We start from the raw sequence: 13,075 nt of genomic DNA on the forward strand, positions 1-13,075 counted from the left end.
CGCCGCGGCGGACCGGCCTGATGGATGGTGGTGGGCGATACTGGGATCGAACCAGTGACCTCTTCGGTGTGAACGAAGCGCTCTCCCGCTGAGCTAATCGCCCGGGAGTGGTGCCTGCGGCACGGACAGAACCATACAGTGCGGCTCGGCGCTCATCCAAACCACTTCCGGTCCCCGGCCCCCGAACTCCGCGCGGCGCGCCGCAATCCGCGCCGCCCGGCGCGCATCATCAGGGCATGGTTGACGCGCAGCACGGGCCGCAGCGCCCAGGACAGCCGGCGCGCCAGCGGGCGGTGCAGCTCGGTCTCCTGCTCGAAGCGGACCCGGGTGCCGCCGCGGTCGGGCGAGAGGGTCCAGCGGACCCAGCCGTCGAGGTCGCCGGCGAGCTCGGCCCGGAGCACGCCGGCGGCCGGGTCCTCGCGGGCGGCCCGCACGGTGACCGTCAGCTCGAGGGGCAGAACGGAGCGGAGGCGGCAGCGCCCGGTGCCCGGACCGGTGGGGACGGCCTCGCGGACCTGGGGCCACCACCGGGGGTAGTCCTCGCCGCGCGCGAGCACGGCGTGGACGTCCGGCGGCGGCGAGGGGTCCCACCACTCGCCGCGGAACCGGTACCGGTCCCGCCGGTTCGCCCGCCCCCTCGGCCGTCCGTCATCGGCCCTCCCTCCCTATTCGCCGGATTCGCCGTGGAACGATTCAGCCATCCTTATCGGATATAGACACTCGTCCATTGGAATGATGTTAATCGCCACAATTACCTCAGCGGTGTTTACACCCGCCCAGAATGTGGCATGTCGATTTCGCCGACGTGCGAATCCCCGAGCGCACACTGAGCGAAAGGCCCTGGCGCTTATGAACACCACGGTCAGCTGCGAGCTGCACCTGCGCCTCGTTGTATCGAGCGAGTCATCGCTACCTGTACCCGCGGGGCTGCGGTATGACACGGCGGACCCCTACGCCGTACACGCCACGTTCCACACCGGAGCCGAGGAAACCGTCGAGTGGGTTTTCGCCCGCGACCTGCTGGCCGAGGGGCTGCACCGCCCGACCGGCACCGGCGACGTCCGGGTGTGGCCCTCGCGCAGCCACGGGCAGGGAGTCGTCTGCATCGCCCTCAGTTCACCCGAGGGCGAAGCGCTGCTGGAGGCCCCCGCGCGAGCCCTGGAGTCGTTCCTGAAGAGAACCGATGCCGCGGTGCCGCCCGGCACGGAACACCGTCACTTCGACCTCGACACGGAGCTCTCCCACATCCTCGCGGAGAGCTGACAGACTCGCCGGTTCCCCGCGCCGTCTGGCTCGGGGCGATGGTGCGGGACCGGCGATGCCCGCCAGCGCTCGGCGCCGCAGCGCGGCACCGCGGCGGCGCCGCAGCGTGCGGCGGGACCCAGGGAACCCTGCGTGATCATGTGATCACCAAATCGAACGACCAGTCGATCAGAGCAGGAACGTGTCGTGCGCCCCCGCGATGAGCAGCAGGGCGCCGATGACCGTCAGGAAGAGGATCAGCGGGGGCTGGGAGAGCGCGAACAGGCATCCCCGGCTCTCGTCACGGGCGGGAGGGGCGGGGTATGCCGGTTCGGCAGGTCGGACCTGCTGGGGCCGGTTCGCTGGGTCGGGAGCGTGCTCCCTGGTGATGTACGCCATGTCGCGGGTGATCATGGCGCAGGCCGGGCCCTCTTCGCGATCAACACGCCTTCTTTGCCCAGCGATTCGAAGATATTCGCGCTTCTGCCACGTTGCCGCTATGCCGGATTGGTCCGAGGGCCTCCGCGCCCCGGACCTCAGAGGCCGTGCTTCTTCAGGATCGCCTCGATCTCGGAGAAGTCGTCGGCACCGCCCCGCGCCGCCTTGGGCACCGCGCCGCGCCGCTTGCCCGGGGGCAGGACCACGCCGCCGCCCGCGCCCGGCTCCGCGGCGGCCTGGCGGCGGCCGCGGCCCTCGGCCAGGCGGCCGGACAGGAACAGCAGCACGGCCAGGCCCAGCACACCGAAGCCCGCCCAGGCGACGGGGTTGAAGGTCATGTTGAGCACGAACCGCACCACGCCGGTCATGGCCAGACCCACGGGCAGCAACGCCACGGCGGCCGTCCGCAGCGCCAGGGCATATCTGCGGCGGCGGGCTATCGCGAAGGCCAGGCCCATGCCCGCGGCGGAGATGAGGGTGCAGACGGTGCCAATCAACATCTTTCCATCCTGCCGTGCCCGCTCCGCCGAGGCCATGGCCCGGGCGGGGGATCAGGGATATTTCGGGGGCGGGCGGTGGAAGACTGGGGGCCATGAGTCAACCGACCGGCCGCACCATCGTCCTGGACGTGTGGTGTGACCTGCAGTGTCCCGACTGCCACCGCGCGGAGGGCGACCTCGCGGCGCTCCGCGCGCGGTTCGGCGACGCCCTGGAGATCCGCCGCCGCCACTTCCCGCTCCCCCGCCACACGCATGCGTACGCCGCCGCCCAGGCCGCGGAGGAGGCGTACGCCCAGGGCCGTGGCGAGGAATACTGCGCGGCGCTGCTGGCGCGCACCGGGGAGCTGGGCGAGCGCGGCGAGCCGGTGCTGGCCGAGGTCGCCCGGGAGCTCGGCCTGGACGCCGAGGAGATCGAGACCGCGCTGATCGACGGCCGGCACCTGCTGGCGGTCGACGCCGACGAGGCCGAGGGCCGCGCGATCGGCGTCACCGGCACCCCGACGTACGTGATCGGCGGCCGGCGCCTGGACGGCGGCAGGAGCCAGGAAGGACTGCGGGAGCGGATCGAGGAGATCGCCGCGTCGCTGCTGGCTCAGGGCAGCGGCTTGGACAGGTAGACGTCGCGGACGCGGTAGCCGAGAAAGCGGTACAGCGACAGGGCGGGCTCGTTGCCGGCGTAGACCGTCAGGCCCAGCCGCCGCGCCCCGGCCTCGTGGCAGAGCCGGTCCGCCTCCCGCATGAGGGCCCGGCCGTGGCCGCGCCCGCGGTGCTCCTCCGTCACCTCCACGGCGTAGACGTACGCGTCCATGCCGCTCGGCAGCCGGTCGCCCCCCAGGCTCAGCCACAGCGAGCCGATCCGCGTCCCTGCGAGGACGAGGACCCGCAGGCGGAGGCCGGCGGTGCGCGGCCCGTCGGGCAGCAGGCGGCGGTAGGTGGCCTCGGCGCCCGCCACGGCCTCGTCGTCCGGCACGCCCTGGCTCGCGGCGCCGCGAAGGTACCAGGCGCGCTCGGCGGCGAACCAGGCCGCGTACTCCTCCTCCGTGGGCGCCCGCATCCGGCTCCCCTCCGGCGGCAGGGGGGCGGGGCCGGAAACGGTCTTGACCATCAGGCGGGTGCGCTCGGCGTAGCCGAGGGCGGCGCCCAGGCCGAGGGCGGCGTCCGACCCGGCCGGGACGCGGAGCTCGACGCGCCGGCAGCCCCAGTCACGCAGCACCTCCTCGGCCGCGAGAAGCGCGACGGTGGCCCGCCCGCGGCGGCGCTCCCCCTCGTCGACGCGCAGGCGGTCCACGCGGCCGGCGCGCCAGCCCAGGCTCGGGTCGGCCACCAGCCGCACCTCGCCGACGGGGCGGCCGTTGACGCAGATCTGGTACGCCCGCTCCCGGCCGCCGTCGGTGGTCTGCGCGAGAGGGCCGGTGGGGCGCAGGGTCGTCGTCATCGGTGCGGGCCGGTCAGGGGTCGATGTCCGCGGCGGAGCGCTCGGCGAAGATCCGCATGGCCCGCTCGGTCACCGGCCCGGGCGTGCCGGGCAGCTCCCGGCCGTCGACCCTGCGCACGGCCTGGACGTCGCGGGCGCTGGAGGTGAGGAAGACCTCGGTGGCGCGGTCCAGGCAGTCCATCGGCAGCTCGGTCTCCTTCGCGCCCACCCACTCGATCACCAGGGCGCGGGTGATCCCGGCCAGGCAGCCGGAGGCCAGCGGCGGGGTGTGGAGCTCGCCGTCGAGGACGACGAAGACGTTGCTGCCGGTGCCCTCGCAGAGCTGGCCCGTGGTGTTGGCGAACAACGCCTCGGTGGCGGCGTCCTGGCGGGCGCGGGCGAGGGCGATCACGTTCTCGGCGTAGGAGGTCGTCTTCAGGCCGGTCAGCGCGCCGCGCTCGTTGCGGGCCCACGGCACGGTGATGACGGCGGTGGTGTCGGGGCGGCGCGGCATGGGGGCCTGGGCGACGACGAGGGTCGGCGGCTCCTGGCCCCGGTCCGAGCCCAGCGGGGCGCGGCCGCCGGTGTAGGTGACGCGCAGCCGGCCCAGCGGGACGGGTTCGGCGTCGAGCACGGCCTGGCAGGCGCGGCGCACCGCGTCGCGGTCGGGCTCGGGCAGGCCGAGCCCGGCGGCGGAGGCGGCGAGCCGGTCCAGGTGCCGGCTCATGGCGAAGGCCCTGCCGTTGGCGGTCTTGAGCGTCTCGAAGATGCCGTCGCCGACGGTCAGCCCGTGGTCGAAGACGGAGACCCGCGCGGTCTCGGCGTCGCGCAGCTCACCGTCCAGCCAGATCAGCGCCATGGCGCACTCCCGTGGTCGTCCCCGTGGTGTCGGCGGGCGACCGCGTCGTCGCCGCCCGTCCTCTCCTAGACGCTACCCCGAGCAGGCGGGAGGCCTTGAGCTCGGTCTCGGCCCACTCGCGTGCGGGGTCCGATCCCCAGGTGATGCCGGCGCCGGTGCCGAAGCGCAGCAGCGGGCGTCCTTGGCTCCCCTCCTCACGGTCGATCCAGAAGGTGCGGATGCCGACGGCCAGTTCGCCGGTGCCGCGGTCGGCGTCGACCCAGCCGATGCCGCCGCAGTACGGGCCACGCGGCGCCGTCTCCAGGGCGTTGATGATGGTCAGCGCGCTGGACTTGGGGGCGCCGGTCACGGAGCCGGGCGGGAAGGTGGCGGCGATCAGCTCGGCCCAGCCGGTGCCGGGGGCGAGCTCGCCGCGGACGGTGGAGACGAGGTGGACGAGGCCGGGGTGCGGCTCGGTCACGCAGAGGTCGGGCACGGTCACGGACCCGGGGGCGCAGACGCGGCCGAGGTCGTTCCGGACGAGGTCGACGATCATGACGTTCTCGGCGTGGTCCTTCGCCGTGATGTCGGCGGCGGTCCGTCCGGTGCCCTTGATGGGCCCCGACTCCACGACGCGGCCCCGGCGGCGCAGGTACAGCTCGGGCGAGGCGGTGGCGATCTCGACGCCGTGCTCGGGCAGCCGGATCGCGCCCGCGAACGGCGCGGGGTTGTCGCGGGCGAGCAGCGCGGCGAGGGCGTCGATGTCCGGCGCGGGGGCGGGCGGGGGCGGGGCGGGCAGCGGCGCGGTGAGGACGCGGCAGAGGTTGGCCTGGTAGACCTCGCCGGCGGCGATGTGCTCGCGGATGCGGGCGACGCCGGCGGTGTACGCGGCCCGGTCCAGCGAGCTGCGCCAGGCGGCGGGGTCCGGGCCGCGCCACCGGCCGGGCACGGCGCGCGGCGGCGGCGCCGGGCGCACGTCCTCGAACCGGGCGCAGAGCAGCTCGCCCTCGAACCCGGCGACCACCGCCCACCACCCGGCGGAGTCCAGCGCCCCGGGGTCGGCGGTGACGTCGGCCAGGCCGGTGGCGAGGCGCCCGCCGAGCCGGGCCAGCGGAGCGAAGTCGTTCACGTGTGCGAGTCTAGGCGTCACGCCACGGAGGCGGCGGGCGGCGGCCGCGGATACGGAGTTTGAGCTGGCCCGCGAATCCGCTAGAGTTCATGACGTCCCCGGGACGCGGACCCGGTCCCGGAGGCGACAAGTGCGGACGTAGCTCAGTTGGTAGAGCATCACCTTGCCAAGGTGGGGGTCGCGAGTTCGAATCTCGTCGTCCGCTCGAAGGGGGCCAGCCCCCCTCCGGTGGAGTGGCCGAGAGGCGAGGCAACGGCCTGCAAAGCCGTCTACACGGGTTCAAATCCCGTCTCCACCTCGCGCGATTAGCTCAGCGGGAGAGCGCTTCCCTGACACGGAAGAGGTCACTGGTTCAATCCCAGTATCGCGCACCACACGGAAGGGCCGGAGGAGCGAGCGCTCCTCCGGCCCTTCCGCTGTTCGCTTGTTCGCCGCGTTACCAGTGCCGCGTCAAGAGTGCTCACGAGTACGGTGCCCGGGCAGCTCCCCAGCTGCCCGGGCACATGCCGTCCGCTACCCCCGTCCCCACGGGGTTGCCCGCCGGTGTCCCCGACCCGGGCCGCTCTCCCGGGCCTGGGGCGCCGCTCAGCGCCCCAGCGTGCCGGCGACGGACGACGCCTGTGTCACGACGGCTTCGACGCCGCCGAAGATGACAGCGAGGGCGATGGCCAGCGGCAGCACCATGGCCGTGGCGACCAGGGGATGACGCCGCCCGGCCGCGCTGCCCGTGGTGGGCCGCCCGGTCGCCGTGGATGCCATCGCTCTTCCCCTCCTGCCGGATCTCGCTCCGAAAGTCCTTTGGGGCGGCGGGCGGGTGACCTCGGGGGACGAGTGCTGCGCCCGCCGCTTGAGGACAACACTAGGTGCGCGGGGCACGCGAGACGTCAGCCCGGCGTACCGACCTCGGGGCCTCCCCCAGGATGAGACCGTGGCGACCCGGCTACTCCCCAGGGTGGATACGCGGTCGCGCGCGCCAGGGATATCCCCCAGGGGCGGTACGCGGTAGGGGCGTTAAGCTGCGCGGCCTTTCGGCGCTGGGGGCGGGCAGTCCGTAAGCTGTGGCCCAGTACAAGGACCGGGCAGCGAGGTGGACATGGCGATGATGCGGCTCCGGCGCGAGGATCCGCGCGTCGTCGGCGCCTTCAGGCTTCATCGCCGGCTCGGTGCCGGGGGGATGGGCGTGGTGTACCTCGGCTCCGACCGGCGGGGCCAGCGGGTCGCGCTGAAGGTGATCCGGCCGGAGCTCGCCGAGGACCAGGAGTTCCGCTCGCGGTTCGCGCGGGAGGTGTCGGCGGCGCGGCGTATCCGGGGCGGGTGCACGGCGCGGCTGGTCGCCGCCGATCTGGAGGCGGACCGGCCGTGGTTCGCCACGCAGTACGTGCCCGGGCCCTCGCTGCACGACCGGGTGATGGAGCGCGGGCCGCTGACGGCGGCCGAGTCCGCCGCCATCGGGGCGGCGCTCGCCGAAGGGCTGGTCGCGGTGCACGAGGCCGGCGTGGTGCACCGCGACCTGAAGCCGTCCAACATCCTGCTGTCGCCCAAGGGCCCGCGGATCATCGACTTCGGCATCGCCTGGTCGACGGGCGCGAGCACGCTGACGCACGTGGGCACGGCCGTGGGCTCGCCGGGCTTCCTCGCGCCGGAGCAGGTGCGCGGCCAGACGGTCACGCCGGCGACGGACGTGTTCTCGCTGGGGGCGACGCTGGCGTACGCGGCGCTCGGCGACTCGCCCTTCGGGCAGGGCAGTTCCGAGGTGATGCTCTACCGCGTGGTGCACGAGGAGCCGGAGCTGCGCGGCGTGCCCGCCGCCCTGGCGCCGCTGCTGCGCTCGTGCCTGGCGAAGTCGCCGCAGGAGCGTCCCACCACGCTGCAGCTGTCGCTGCGGCTGAAGGAGATCGCCGCCCGGGAGGCGCGCGGGGTCGGCGGGGCCGACGGCCAGGCGACCGGGGCGCGGCAGCGCCCGGCCTCGGCCGGGAGCGGGACCGGGACCGGGAACGCCGGGGTCGCGGGGCCCGACGGGCGCGCGTCCGCGCGGGCCGGTGTGGGCGCACGGCCCCGACCGGCGCCGCGGCCCGGGCCGGGGCGGCGTCCGGGGTCGAGGCCGGGGCCGGGGCGCGGGGTGGACCGGCGGCTCCTGCGGCAGCGGCTGATCATCTTCGTCACCGTGACGCTGCTGGTGGCGCTCGGCATCGCCGCCGCGCAGGGCTGCCAAGGGCCCGTCTAGGCCTGTGGCCAGCGCGGGCGCGTGGCGTAGCAGGCGACGGCGCAGGCGGCGGCCACGTTGAGCGAGTCCACCCCGGCGCTCATCGGGATCCGGACCCGCACGTCGGCGGCGGCCAGCGTGGCCCGGCTCAGGCCGGCGCCCTCCGTGCCGAAGACGAGGGCGAGCCTGGGGTGCCGGCGGGCGGCGAGCTCGTCAAGGGTGATGGCGTCGTCGGTGAGGGCGAGCGCGGCCGTGGCGTACCCGGCGTCGCGCAGCAGGCGCAGGCCCTCCTCGGGCCAGGGCTCGAGCCGGGTCCAGGGCACCTGGAGCACGGCGGCCATGGAGACCTTGACCGAACGCCGGTAGAGCGGGTCGGCGCAGCGCGGGGTGGTGAGCACGGCGTCGATGCCGAGCGCGGCGGCGCTGCGGAAGGCCGCGCCGACGTTGGCGTGGTCCACGATGTCCTCCAGCACCGCGACCCGCCGCGGCGGCGGTCCCGTCAGCAGGCGCGCGGGGTCCGGCAGCGGCTTGCGCGCCATCGCGGCCAGGGCGCCGCGGTGCACGTGGTAGCCCGTGAGGCGTTCGGCCACCTCCACGCTGACCAGGTACGCCGGGGCGCCGGTGGCGTCGATGACGTCCCGGAGCTGCCCGGCCCACTTCGGCGTCAGCAGCATCGAGCGCATCGGGTAGCCGGCGGCGAGCGCCCGGCGGATGACCTTCTCGCCCTCGGCCATGAACAGGCCCTCGGCGGGCTCGCGCACGGTGCGCAGGGCGACGTCGGTGAGCGCGGTGTAGTCGGCGAGGCGGGGGTCGGCCGGGTCGCCGACCTCGATCGGGCCGCCGCCAGGCCCGCCGGTCACGCCGGATCCGCCCCGGGCCGCACCACGTCGCCGACGACGATGACGGCGGGCGGGCGCACCTCCTCGGCTGCGATGCGTTCGGCGACGGTGCCGAGGGTGGCGTCCACGCGGCGCTGGGCGGCCGTGGTGCCCTCCTGGATGACGGCGGTGGGGGTGTCGGGCGACCGGCCGTGCCGGATGAGGGTGGCGGCGATGGCGCCCATCCGCTCAACCGCCATGAGCAGCACCAGCGTGCCGTGCAGGGCGGCCAGCGCCCGCCAGTCGACCAGGGAGGCGGGGTCGTCGGGCGCCAGGTGGCCGCTGACGACGGTGAACTCGTGGGCGACGCCCCGGTGGGTGACGGGGATGCCCACGGCGGACGGGACGCTGATGGCGCTGGTGATGCCGGGCACCACGGTGACGGGGATGCCGGCCGCCGTGAGGGCGTCGACCTCCTCCATGCCGCGCCCGAAGACGTACGGGTCGCCGCCCTTGAGGCGCACCACCGACCGGCCCGCCTTGGCGTGCTCGACGAGGGCGCTGTTGATGGCCTCCTGCTGCATGGCCCGGCCGTAGGGGATCTTGGCGGCGTCGATGACCTGGACGTGCGGCGGCAGCTCCGCAAGCAGCTCGCGGGGGCCGAGCCGGTCGGCGATGACGACGTCGGCCTCGGCCAGCAGGCGGCGGCCCCGGACCGTGATGAGATCCGGGTCGCCGGGGCCGCCGCCGACGAGGGCGACGCCCGGGGTGCGGTGGCGGTGGCGCGGCGCGGTGAGGGTGCCGTCGCGCAGGCCTTCGACGACGGCGTCGCGGACGGCGGCCGAGCGGCGCGGGTCGGTGCCGGTGAGCACGGCGACCGTGACGCCGTCGCTGCGGCCGGTGGCCGGGGTCCAGGCGGTGGCGGCCTCGGCGTCGTCGCTGCGCACGCACCACACGCGGCGTTCCTCGGCCTCGGCCGAGGCGGCGGCGTTGACGCCCGGGTCGTCGGTGGCGATCAGGCAGTACCAGGCGCCCTCGACGTCGCCGGGGCGGTAGCCGCGCCGCTGCCAGGTGATCTCACCCGCCTCGGCCATGGCCTGCACCGACGGGGTGACCTCGGGGGCGATCAGCAGGACGTCGGCCCCGGCGGCGAGCAGCGCGGGCAGCCGCCGCTGGGCGACGGTGCCGCCGCCGAGGACGAGGACGCGGCGTCCGGTCAGGCGCAGTCCGACGGGATATGCAGGATGTGCGGGGTTGTCGGGCGTGGCAGGCGTGGCGGGCATGACGGTGTTGCTCCTCGGCGCGGGCGCGGTTATCGGCGCGGGGGTCAATTCTTGTCGGTCACGCCCGCGGAGTCGAAGGTGGCGACCTCGCGCAGCGCGCGGGCCGCGCTCTGGACCACCGGGAGGGCGAGCAGCGCGCCGGTGCCCTCGCCGAGGCGCAGGTCGAGGTCGACCAGCGGGCGCAGGCCGAGGGAGGTGAGGGCGGCGAGGTGCCCCGGCTCGGCGCTGCGGTGGCCGGCGATGCAGACGGACACCGCCTCCGGGGAGATGGCGCGGGCGGCCAGGGCGGCGGCCCCGGCGCTGACGCCGTCCAGGATGACCGGCACGCGCAGCGCGGCGCTGCCGAGGACGAAGCCGGTGAGCGCCGCGTGCTCCAGGCCGCCGAGGGCGGCGAGCACGCCCAGCGGGTCGGTGGCGCTGGGCTGGTGGCGCTCCAGCGCGCGGCGTACCGCGTCGATCTTCCTGGCGTGCGTCTCGTCGTCGATGCCGGTGCCCCGGCCGGTGACCTCGGCGGGGTCCGAGTCGGTGAAGGCGGCGATGAGGGCGGCGGCGACCGTGGTGTTGGCGATGCCCATCTCGCCGGTGAGCAACGCCCGGTTGCCGGAGGCGACGAGGTCGCGGGCGGTCTCGATGCCGATCTCGACGGCGCGCAGCGCCTCCTCGGGGCTCATGGCGGGCCCGGCGGTGATGTCGTCGGTGCCGGACCTGACCTTGCGCGGCATCAGGCCCTGGACGCCGGGCAGTTCGCCGCGGACGCCCACGTCGACGACGCACACCTCGGCGCCGACCTGGTTGGCGAAGGCGTTGCAGACCGCTCCCCCGCCGAGGAAGTTGGCCACCATCTGGCCGGTGACCTCCTGCGGCCAGGCGGTGACGCCCTGGGCGTGAACGCCGTGGTCGCCGGCGAAGACCGCGACGGCGGCCGGCTCGGGCACGGGCGGCGGGCAGGAGCGGGCCAGGCCGCAGAGCTGGGCGGCGATGACCTCCAGGGCGCCGAGGGCCCCGGAGGGCTTGGTCATCCGCTTCTGCCGCTCCCAGGCCTCGCCCAGCGCCTGCGCGTCGAGCGGGCGGATCTCGGCGAGGGTCTCGCTGAGGAGGTCGTGCGGCGCGGCGCCGGGCAGGGCGCGGCGGCCGTAGGACTCCTCGTGGACGACCCACGACAGCGGGCGGCGCTGGGAGCCCGCGCCGGGCACGGGCTCGGGCTCGTCGGGGAACTCGTCGACGTAGCCGATGCAGAGGTAGGCGACGATCTCCAGGTGCTCGGGGAGTTCGAGGGCCTTGATGAGCTCGCCCTCGTCGAAGAAGCTGACCCAGCCGACGCCCAGGCCCTCGGCGCGGGCGGCGAGCCAGAGGTTCTCCACGGCGAGGGCGGCGGAGTACGGAGCGATCTGCGGGTGGGTGAGCGGCCCGAGCGCCTGGCGGCCGCCGCGGGTGGGGTCGGCGGTGACGACGATGTTGACCGGGGTGTCGAGGATCGCCTCGACCTTGAGTTCCTTGAACTGCCGGGCGCGGGCCTTGGGGAGGGAGGTGGCGTACGCCTCGCGCTGGCGGGCGGCGAGCTCGTGGACGCGCTGCCGGGTCTCGGCGGAGCGGATGATGACGAAGTCCCAGGGCTGGGTGAGGCCGACGCTGGGGGCGGTGTGGGCGGCCTGGAGGATCCGCAGCAGCACGTCGTGCGGGATGGGGTCGGGGCGGAATCCCTGGCGGACGTCGCGCCGCTGCCGCATGAGGCGGTGCACGGCCTCCCGTTCGGCCTCGGGGAGGCCGAGCGGGGCGGGCTGCTGCGGTTCCGGCGCCTCGGGCGCGGGGGCCGCGGGGGCGGCCGGGGCCGCCGAGGGCCAGGCGTTCGCCTGCGCGGGCACGACGACGGGCTGCCGCGGGGGCGCGGGGGCCGCGGGGGCGGGCTGCTGACCGTCCGCCGGGGCGTCGGGCACGGGAACGCCGGATGCCGGGGTTCCCGCGGCGGGCTCCCCTTGGGCGGCCGCCTCGGCGGCGGCCGGAGCGGGCGCGGTGGCGACGGGCGTTGACGCACCGGAGGCGGGGACAGCCGGGGTCGGGGTGCCTTCCGGCGGAGTCCCCTGTGCAGGGGTTCCGTGCGGCGGGGTGCCTGGCGCTGGCGCGGCACCTTGCGCGGGCGTGCCGTGCGGCGGGGTGCCGGAGGCGGACGGCGTTCCCGGGGCCGCCGAAGCAGCGGTTGCGGGGGGCGCGCCGGGCGTGCCAGGCGCGGGGGCAGGATCGCCGGGCGCGGGAGTTCCGGGGGCTTGCGCGCCAGCGGCCGGCGTGCCCGCGGCCGGGATCCCGGCGCCGGGAGCGCCGGTGGCCGGAGGACCAGGGGCCGCAGCACCGGCCGCCGGCGCGTCCGAAGCCGGAACGCCGGAGGCCGGAGTGCCCGCATCAGGAACGCCGGCCGCCGGAGCGCCCGGGACCGGCGTGCCCGACGCCGGCGTGCCCGACGCCGGGGTGCCCGGAACCGCAGTGCCGCCAGCCGGAGCACCGGCCCCCTGGGCATCGGGTGCCGGAGCACCCGAGCCGGGAACGCCCGGAGACGGGCTCCCGGCAGCCGGGACACCCGACGCCGGGGTTCCGTCGGCCGGAGCAGCGGACCCCGGGGCACCGGACGCTGGCGTGCCGGAGGCGGGAACATCCGCAGGCGAGCCGCCGGCAGCCGCGCCATCGGAGACGGGGGTGCCCGGAGATGGAGTACCGGACGCCGGCGTACCCGGATGGGGAACGCCCGGAGACGGGGGCACCGGACCTGGACCACCAGGATTCGCGGCACCCGCAGCCGGAACGCCCGAGGGCGGAGTAGCGGGGACCGGGGTGCCCGACGCCGGGGCGCCCGGAACCGCAGCGCCGCCAGCCGGCGCACCCGAGGCGGGAACATCCGGAGAAGGGCTTCCGGCAGCCGCAGCCGCACCATCCGGCACGGGAGTGCCCGAAGCCGGCGTGCCCGGAGGCGGCGTCACCGCATCCGAGCCGCCAGGAACCGCGGCACCGGCAGCCGGAACGCCCGCGGCGAGCGTGCCCGACGCCGGGGTGCCCGGAACCGCGGGCCCGGCGGCGGGAGTGCTGGGCCCCGGAGTACCGGGTGCCTGCGCGGCCGGGCCGGCGGCGGGGGCACCGGAGGACACAGGGGCCGGAATGCCCGCCGCCGGGGTGTTCGGAGACGGAGTTCCGGTGGCCGGGGCGCTGGGACCGGGAGCCCCGGGG

The 13,075-nt window shown here is 75.8% G+C and carries 12 protein-coding genes, 4 tRNA genes and 1 pseudogene; 6 read left to right on the forward strand and 11 right to left on the reverse strand.

The features are described from left to right. Positions 1 to 28: 28 nt before the first annotated feature. Both ACTWQH_RS15820 and ACTWQH_RS15825 read right to left on the reverse strand, forming a co-directional pair. Positions 29 to 103: transfer RNA gene (locus ACTWQH_RS15820), tRNA-Val, on the reverse strand. A gap of 49 nt (positions 104 to 152) precedes the next feature. Next, positions 153 to 566, reverse strand: a pseudogene (locus tag ACTWQH_RS15825) (SRPBCC family protein); the annotation flags it as partial. A 283-nt stretch (positions 567 to 849) separates the two neighbouring features. Between ACTWQH_RS15825 and ACTWQH_RS15830 the strand changes: the two are divergent. Beyond that, positions 850 to 1,263 (forward strand): SsgA family sporulation/cell division regulator, encoded by a 414-nt coding sequence (locus tag ACTWQH_RS15830; protein ID WP_003959770.1) that lies wholly within the window; start codon positions 850 to 852, stop codon positions 1,261 to 1,263. A 168-nt stretch (positions 1,264 to 1,431) separates the two neighbouring features. Here the strand turns inward: ACTWQH_RS15830 and ACTWQH_RS15835 are convergent, their stop codons facing one another. Together ACTWQH_RS15835 and ACTWQH_RS15840 are read right to left on the reverse strand one after the other, a co-directional pair. Further along, positions 1,432 to 1,641, reverse strand: a complete 210-nt coding sequence (locus ACTWQH_RS15835; protein ID WP_443287238.1) for a hypothetical protein — start codon at positions 1,639 to 1,641, stop codon at positions 1,432 to 1,434. A 137-nt stretch (positions 1,642 to 1,778) separates the two neighbouring features. Continuing rightward, positions 1,779 to 2,180 carry a hypothetical protein gene (locus tag ACTWQH_RS15840; protein WP_443287181.1) on the reverse strand — a complete coding sequence of 134 codons (402 nt, stop codon included), beginning with the start codon at positions 2,178 to 2,180 and terminating at the stop codon, positions 1,779 to 1,781. A 92-nt stretch (positions 2,181 to 2,272) separates the two neighbouring features. Here ACTWQH_RS15840 and ACTWQH_RS15845 point away from each other — a divergent pair, with 92 nt between their 5' ends. Then, positions 2,273 to 2,797 carry a DsbA family protein gene (locus tag ACTWQH_RS15845; protein WP_443287182.1) on the forward strand — a complete coding sequence of 175 codons (525 nt, stop codon included), beginning with the start codon at positions 2,273 to 2,275 and terminating at the stop codon, positions 2,795 to 2,797. On the opposite strand, the gene ACTWQH_RS15850 is transcribed toward ACTWQH_RS15845, so the two are convergent. Genes ACTWQH_RS15850 through ACTWQH_RS15860 form a run of 3 tightly spaced genes read right to left on the reverse strand, consistent with a single transcriptional unit; the run spans position 2,773 to position 5,561 of the window. Then, positions 2,773 to 3,615, reverse strand: a complete 843-nt coding sequence (locus ACTWQH_RS15850) for a GNAT family N-acetyltransferase (protein ID WP_443287183.1) — start codon at positions 3,613 to 3,615, stop codon at positions 2,773 to 2,775. The two genes, ACTWQH_RS15845 and ACTWQH_RS15850, sit on opposite strands and share 25 nt — an antisense overlap. Positions 3,616 to 3,628: 13 nt before the next feature. Continuing rightward, on the reverse strand, positions 3,629 to 4,453 hold the full coding sequence (locus tag ACTWQH_RS15855) for an aminotransferase class IV (protein WP_443287184.1): 825 nt from the start codon (positions 4,451 to 4,453) through the stop codon (positions 3,629 to 3,631). After that, the gene (locus tag ACTWQH_RS15860) at positions 4,428 to 5,561 is read right to left on the reverse strand and encodes a chorismate-binding protein (RefSeq protein ID WP_443287185.1); all 1,134 of its coding nucleotides are present in this window, start codon (positions 5,559 to 5,561) and stop codon (positions 4,428 to 4,430) included. The genes ACTWQH_RS15855 and ACTWQH_RS15860 overlap by 26 nt, the downstream gene beginning before the upstream one ends. Before the next feature lie 132 nt (positions 5,562 to 5,693). Between ACTWQH_RS15860 and ACTWQH_RS15865 the strand changes: the two genes are divergently transcribed. The 3 genes from ACTWQH_RS15865 to ACTWQH_RS15875 all read left to right on the forward strand — a co-directional run bounded on the left by ACTWQH_RS15865 (position 5,694) and on the right by ACTWQH_RS15875 (position 5,935). Beyond that, positions 5,694 to 5,766: transfer RNA gene (locus tag ACTWQH_RS15865), tRNA-Gly, on the forward strand. Positions 5,767 to 5,788: 22 nt separating this feature from the next. After that, a tRNA-Cys gene (locus ACTWQH_RS15870) sits at positions 5,789 to 5,859 on the forward strand. Between the two features lies 1 nt (position 5,860). Then, a tRNA-Val gene (locus ACTWQH_RS15875) sits at positions 5,861 to 5,935 on the forward strand. A gap of 211 nt (positions 5,936 to 6,146) precedes the next feature. Here the strand turns inward: ACTWQH_RS15875 and ACTWQH_RS15880 are convergent. Continuing rightward, complete coding sequence (locus ACTWQH_RS15880; RefSeq protein WP_443287186.1) at positions 6,147 to 6,320, reverse strand: hypothetical protein; 174 nt, start codon at positions 6,318 to 6,320, stop codon at positions 6,147 to 6,149. Between the two features lie 334 nt (positions 6,321 to 6,654). Between ACTWQH_RS15880 and ACTWQH_RS15885 the strand changes: the two genes are divergently transcribed. Beyond that, the gene (locus ACTWQH_RS15885; RefSeq protein WP_443287239.1) at positions 6,655 to 7,785 is read left to right on the forward strand and encodes a serine/threonine-protein kinase; all 1,131 of its coding nucleotides are present in this window, start codon (positions 6,655 to 6,657) and stop codon (positions 7,783 to 7,785) included. On the opposite strand, the gene ACTWQH_RS15890 is transcribed toward ACTWQH_RS15885, so the two are convergent. From ACTWQH_RS15890 to cobT, 3 genes are read right to left on the reverse strand one after another with little or no spacing between them, the layout of a single operon-like run. After that, complete coding sequence (locus ACTWQH_RS15890) at positions 7,782 to 8,624, reverse strand: TrmH family RNA methyltransferase (RefSeq protein WP_443287187.1); 843 nt, start codon at positions 8,622 to 8,624, stop codon at positions 7,782 to 7,784. The two genes, ACTWQH_RS15885 and ACTWQH_RS15890, sit on opposite strands and share 4 nt — an antisense overlap. Then, a complete protein-coding gene (gene cobA, locus ACTWQH_RS15895) occupies positions 8,621 to 9,865 on the reverse strand; it encodes a uroporphyrinogen-III C-methyltransferase (protein WP_443287188.1) in 1,245 nt (414 codons plus the stop codon). The genes ACTWQH_RS15890 and cobA overlap by 4 nt, the downstream gene beginning before the upstream one ends. Before the next feature lie 44 nt (positions 9,866 to 9,909). Beyond that, positions 9,910 to 11,799: a nicotinate-nucleotide--dimethylbenzimidazole phosphoribosyltransferase gene (gene cobT, locus ACTWQH_RS15900; RefSeq protein WP_443287189.1), complete on the reverse strand. Its 1,890-nt coding sequence runs from the start codon at positions 11,797 to 11,799 to the stop codon at positions 9,910 to 9,912. Positions 11,800 to 13,075 lie beyond the last annotated feature (1,276 nt).

The organism is Streptomyces sp. 6N223 (genome assembly GCF_052246635.1).
Taxonomy (GTDB): domain Bacteria; phylum Actinomycetota; class Actinomycetes; order Streptomycetales; family Streptomycetaceae; genus Streptomyces.

Coding starts and splice junctions, on each gene's coding strand:
- ACTWQH_RS15830 (WP_003959770.1), top strand. CDS start 850: ATGAACACCACGGTCAGCTGCGAGCTGCACCTGCGCCTCGTTGTATCG.
- ACTWQH_RS15835 (WP_443287238.1), bottom strand. CDS start 1,641: ATGGCGTACATCACCAGGGAGCACGCTCCCGACCCAGCGAACCGGCCC.
- ACTWQH_RS15840 (WP_443287181.1), bottom strand. CDS start 2,180: ATGTTGATTGGCACCGTCTGCACCCTCATCTCCGCCGCGGGCATGGGC.
- ACTWQH_RS15845 (WP_443287182.1), top strand. CDS start 2,273: ATGAGTCAACCGACCGGCCGCACCATCGTCCTGGACGTGTGGTGTGAC.
- ACTWQH_RS15850 (WP_443287183.1), bottom strand. CDS start 3,615: ATGACGACGACCCTGCGCCCCACCGGCCCTCTCGCGCAGACCACCGAC.
- ACTWQH_RS15855 (WP_443287184.1), bottom strand. CDS start 4,453: ATGGCGCTGATCTGGCTGGACGGTGAGCTGCGCGACGCCGAGACCGCG.
- ACTWQH_RS15880 (WP_443287186.1), bottom strand. CDS start 6,320: ATGGCATCCACGGCGACCGGGCGGCCCACCACGGGCAGCGCGGCCGGG.
- ACTWQH_RS15885 (WP_443287239.1), top strand. CDS start 6,655: ATGGCGATGATGCGGCTCCGGCGCGAGGATCCGCGCGTCGTCGGCGCC.
- cobA (WP_443287188.1), bottom strand. CDS start 9,865: ATGCCCGCCACGCCTGCCACGCCCGACAACCCCGCACATCCTGCATAT.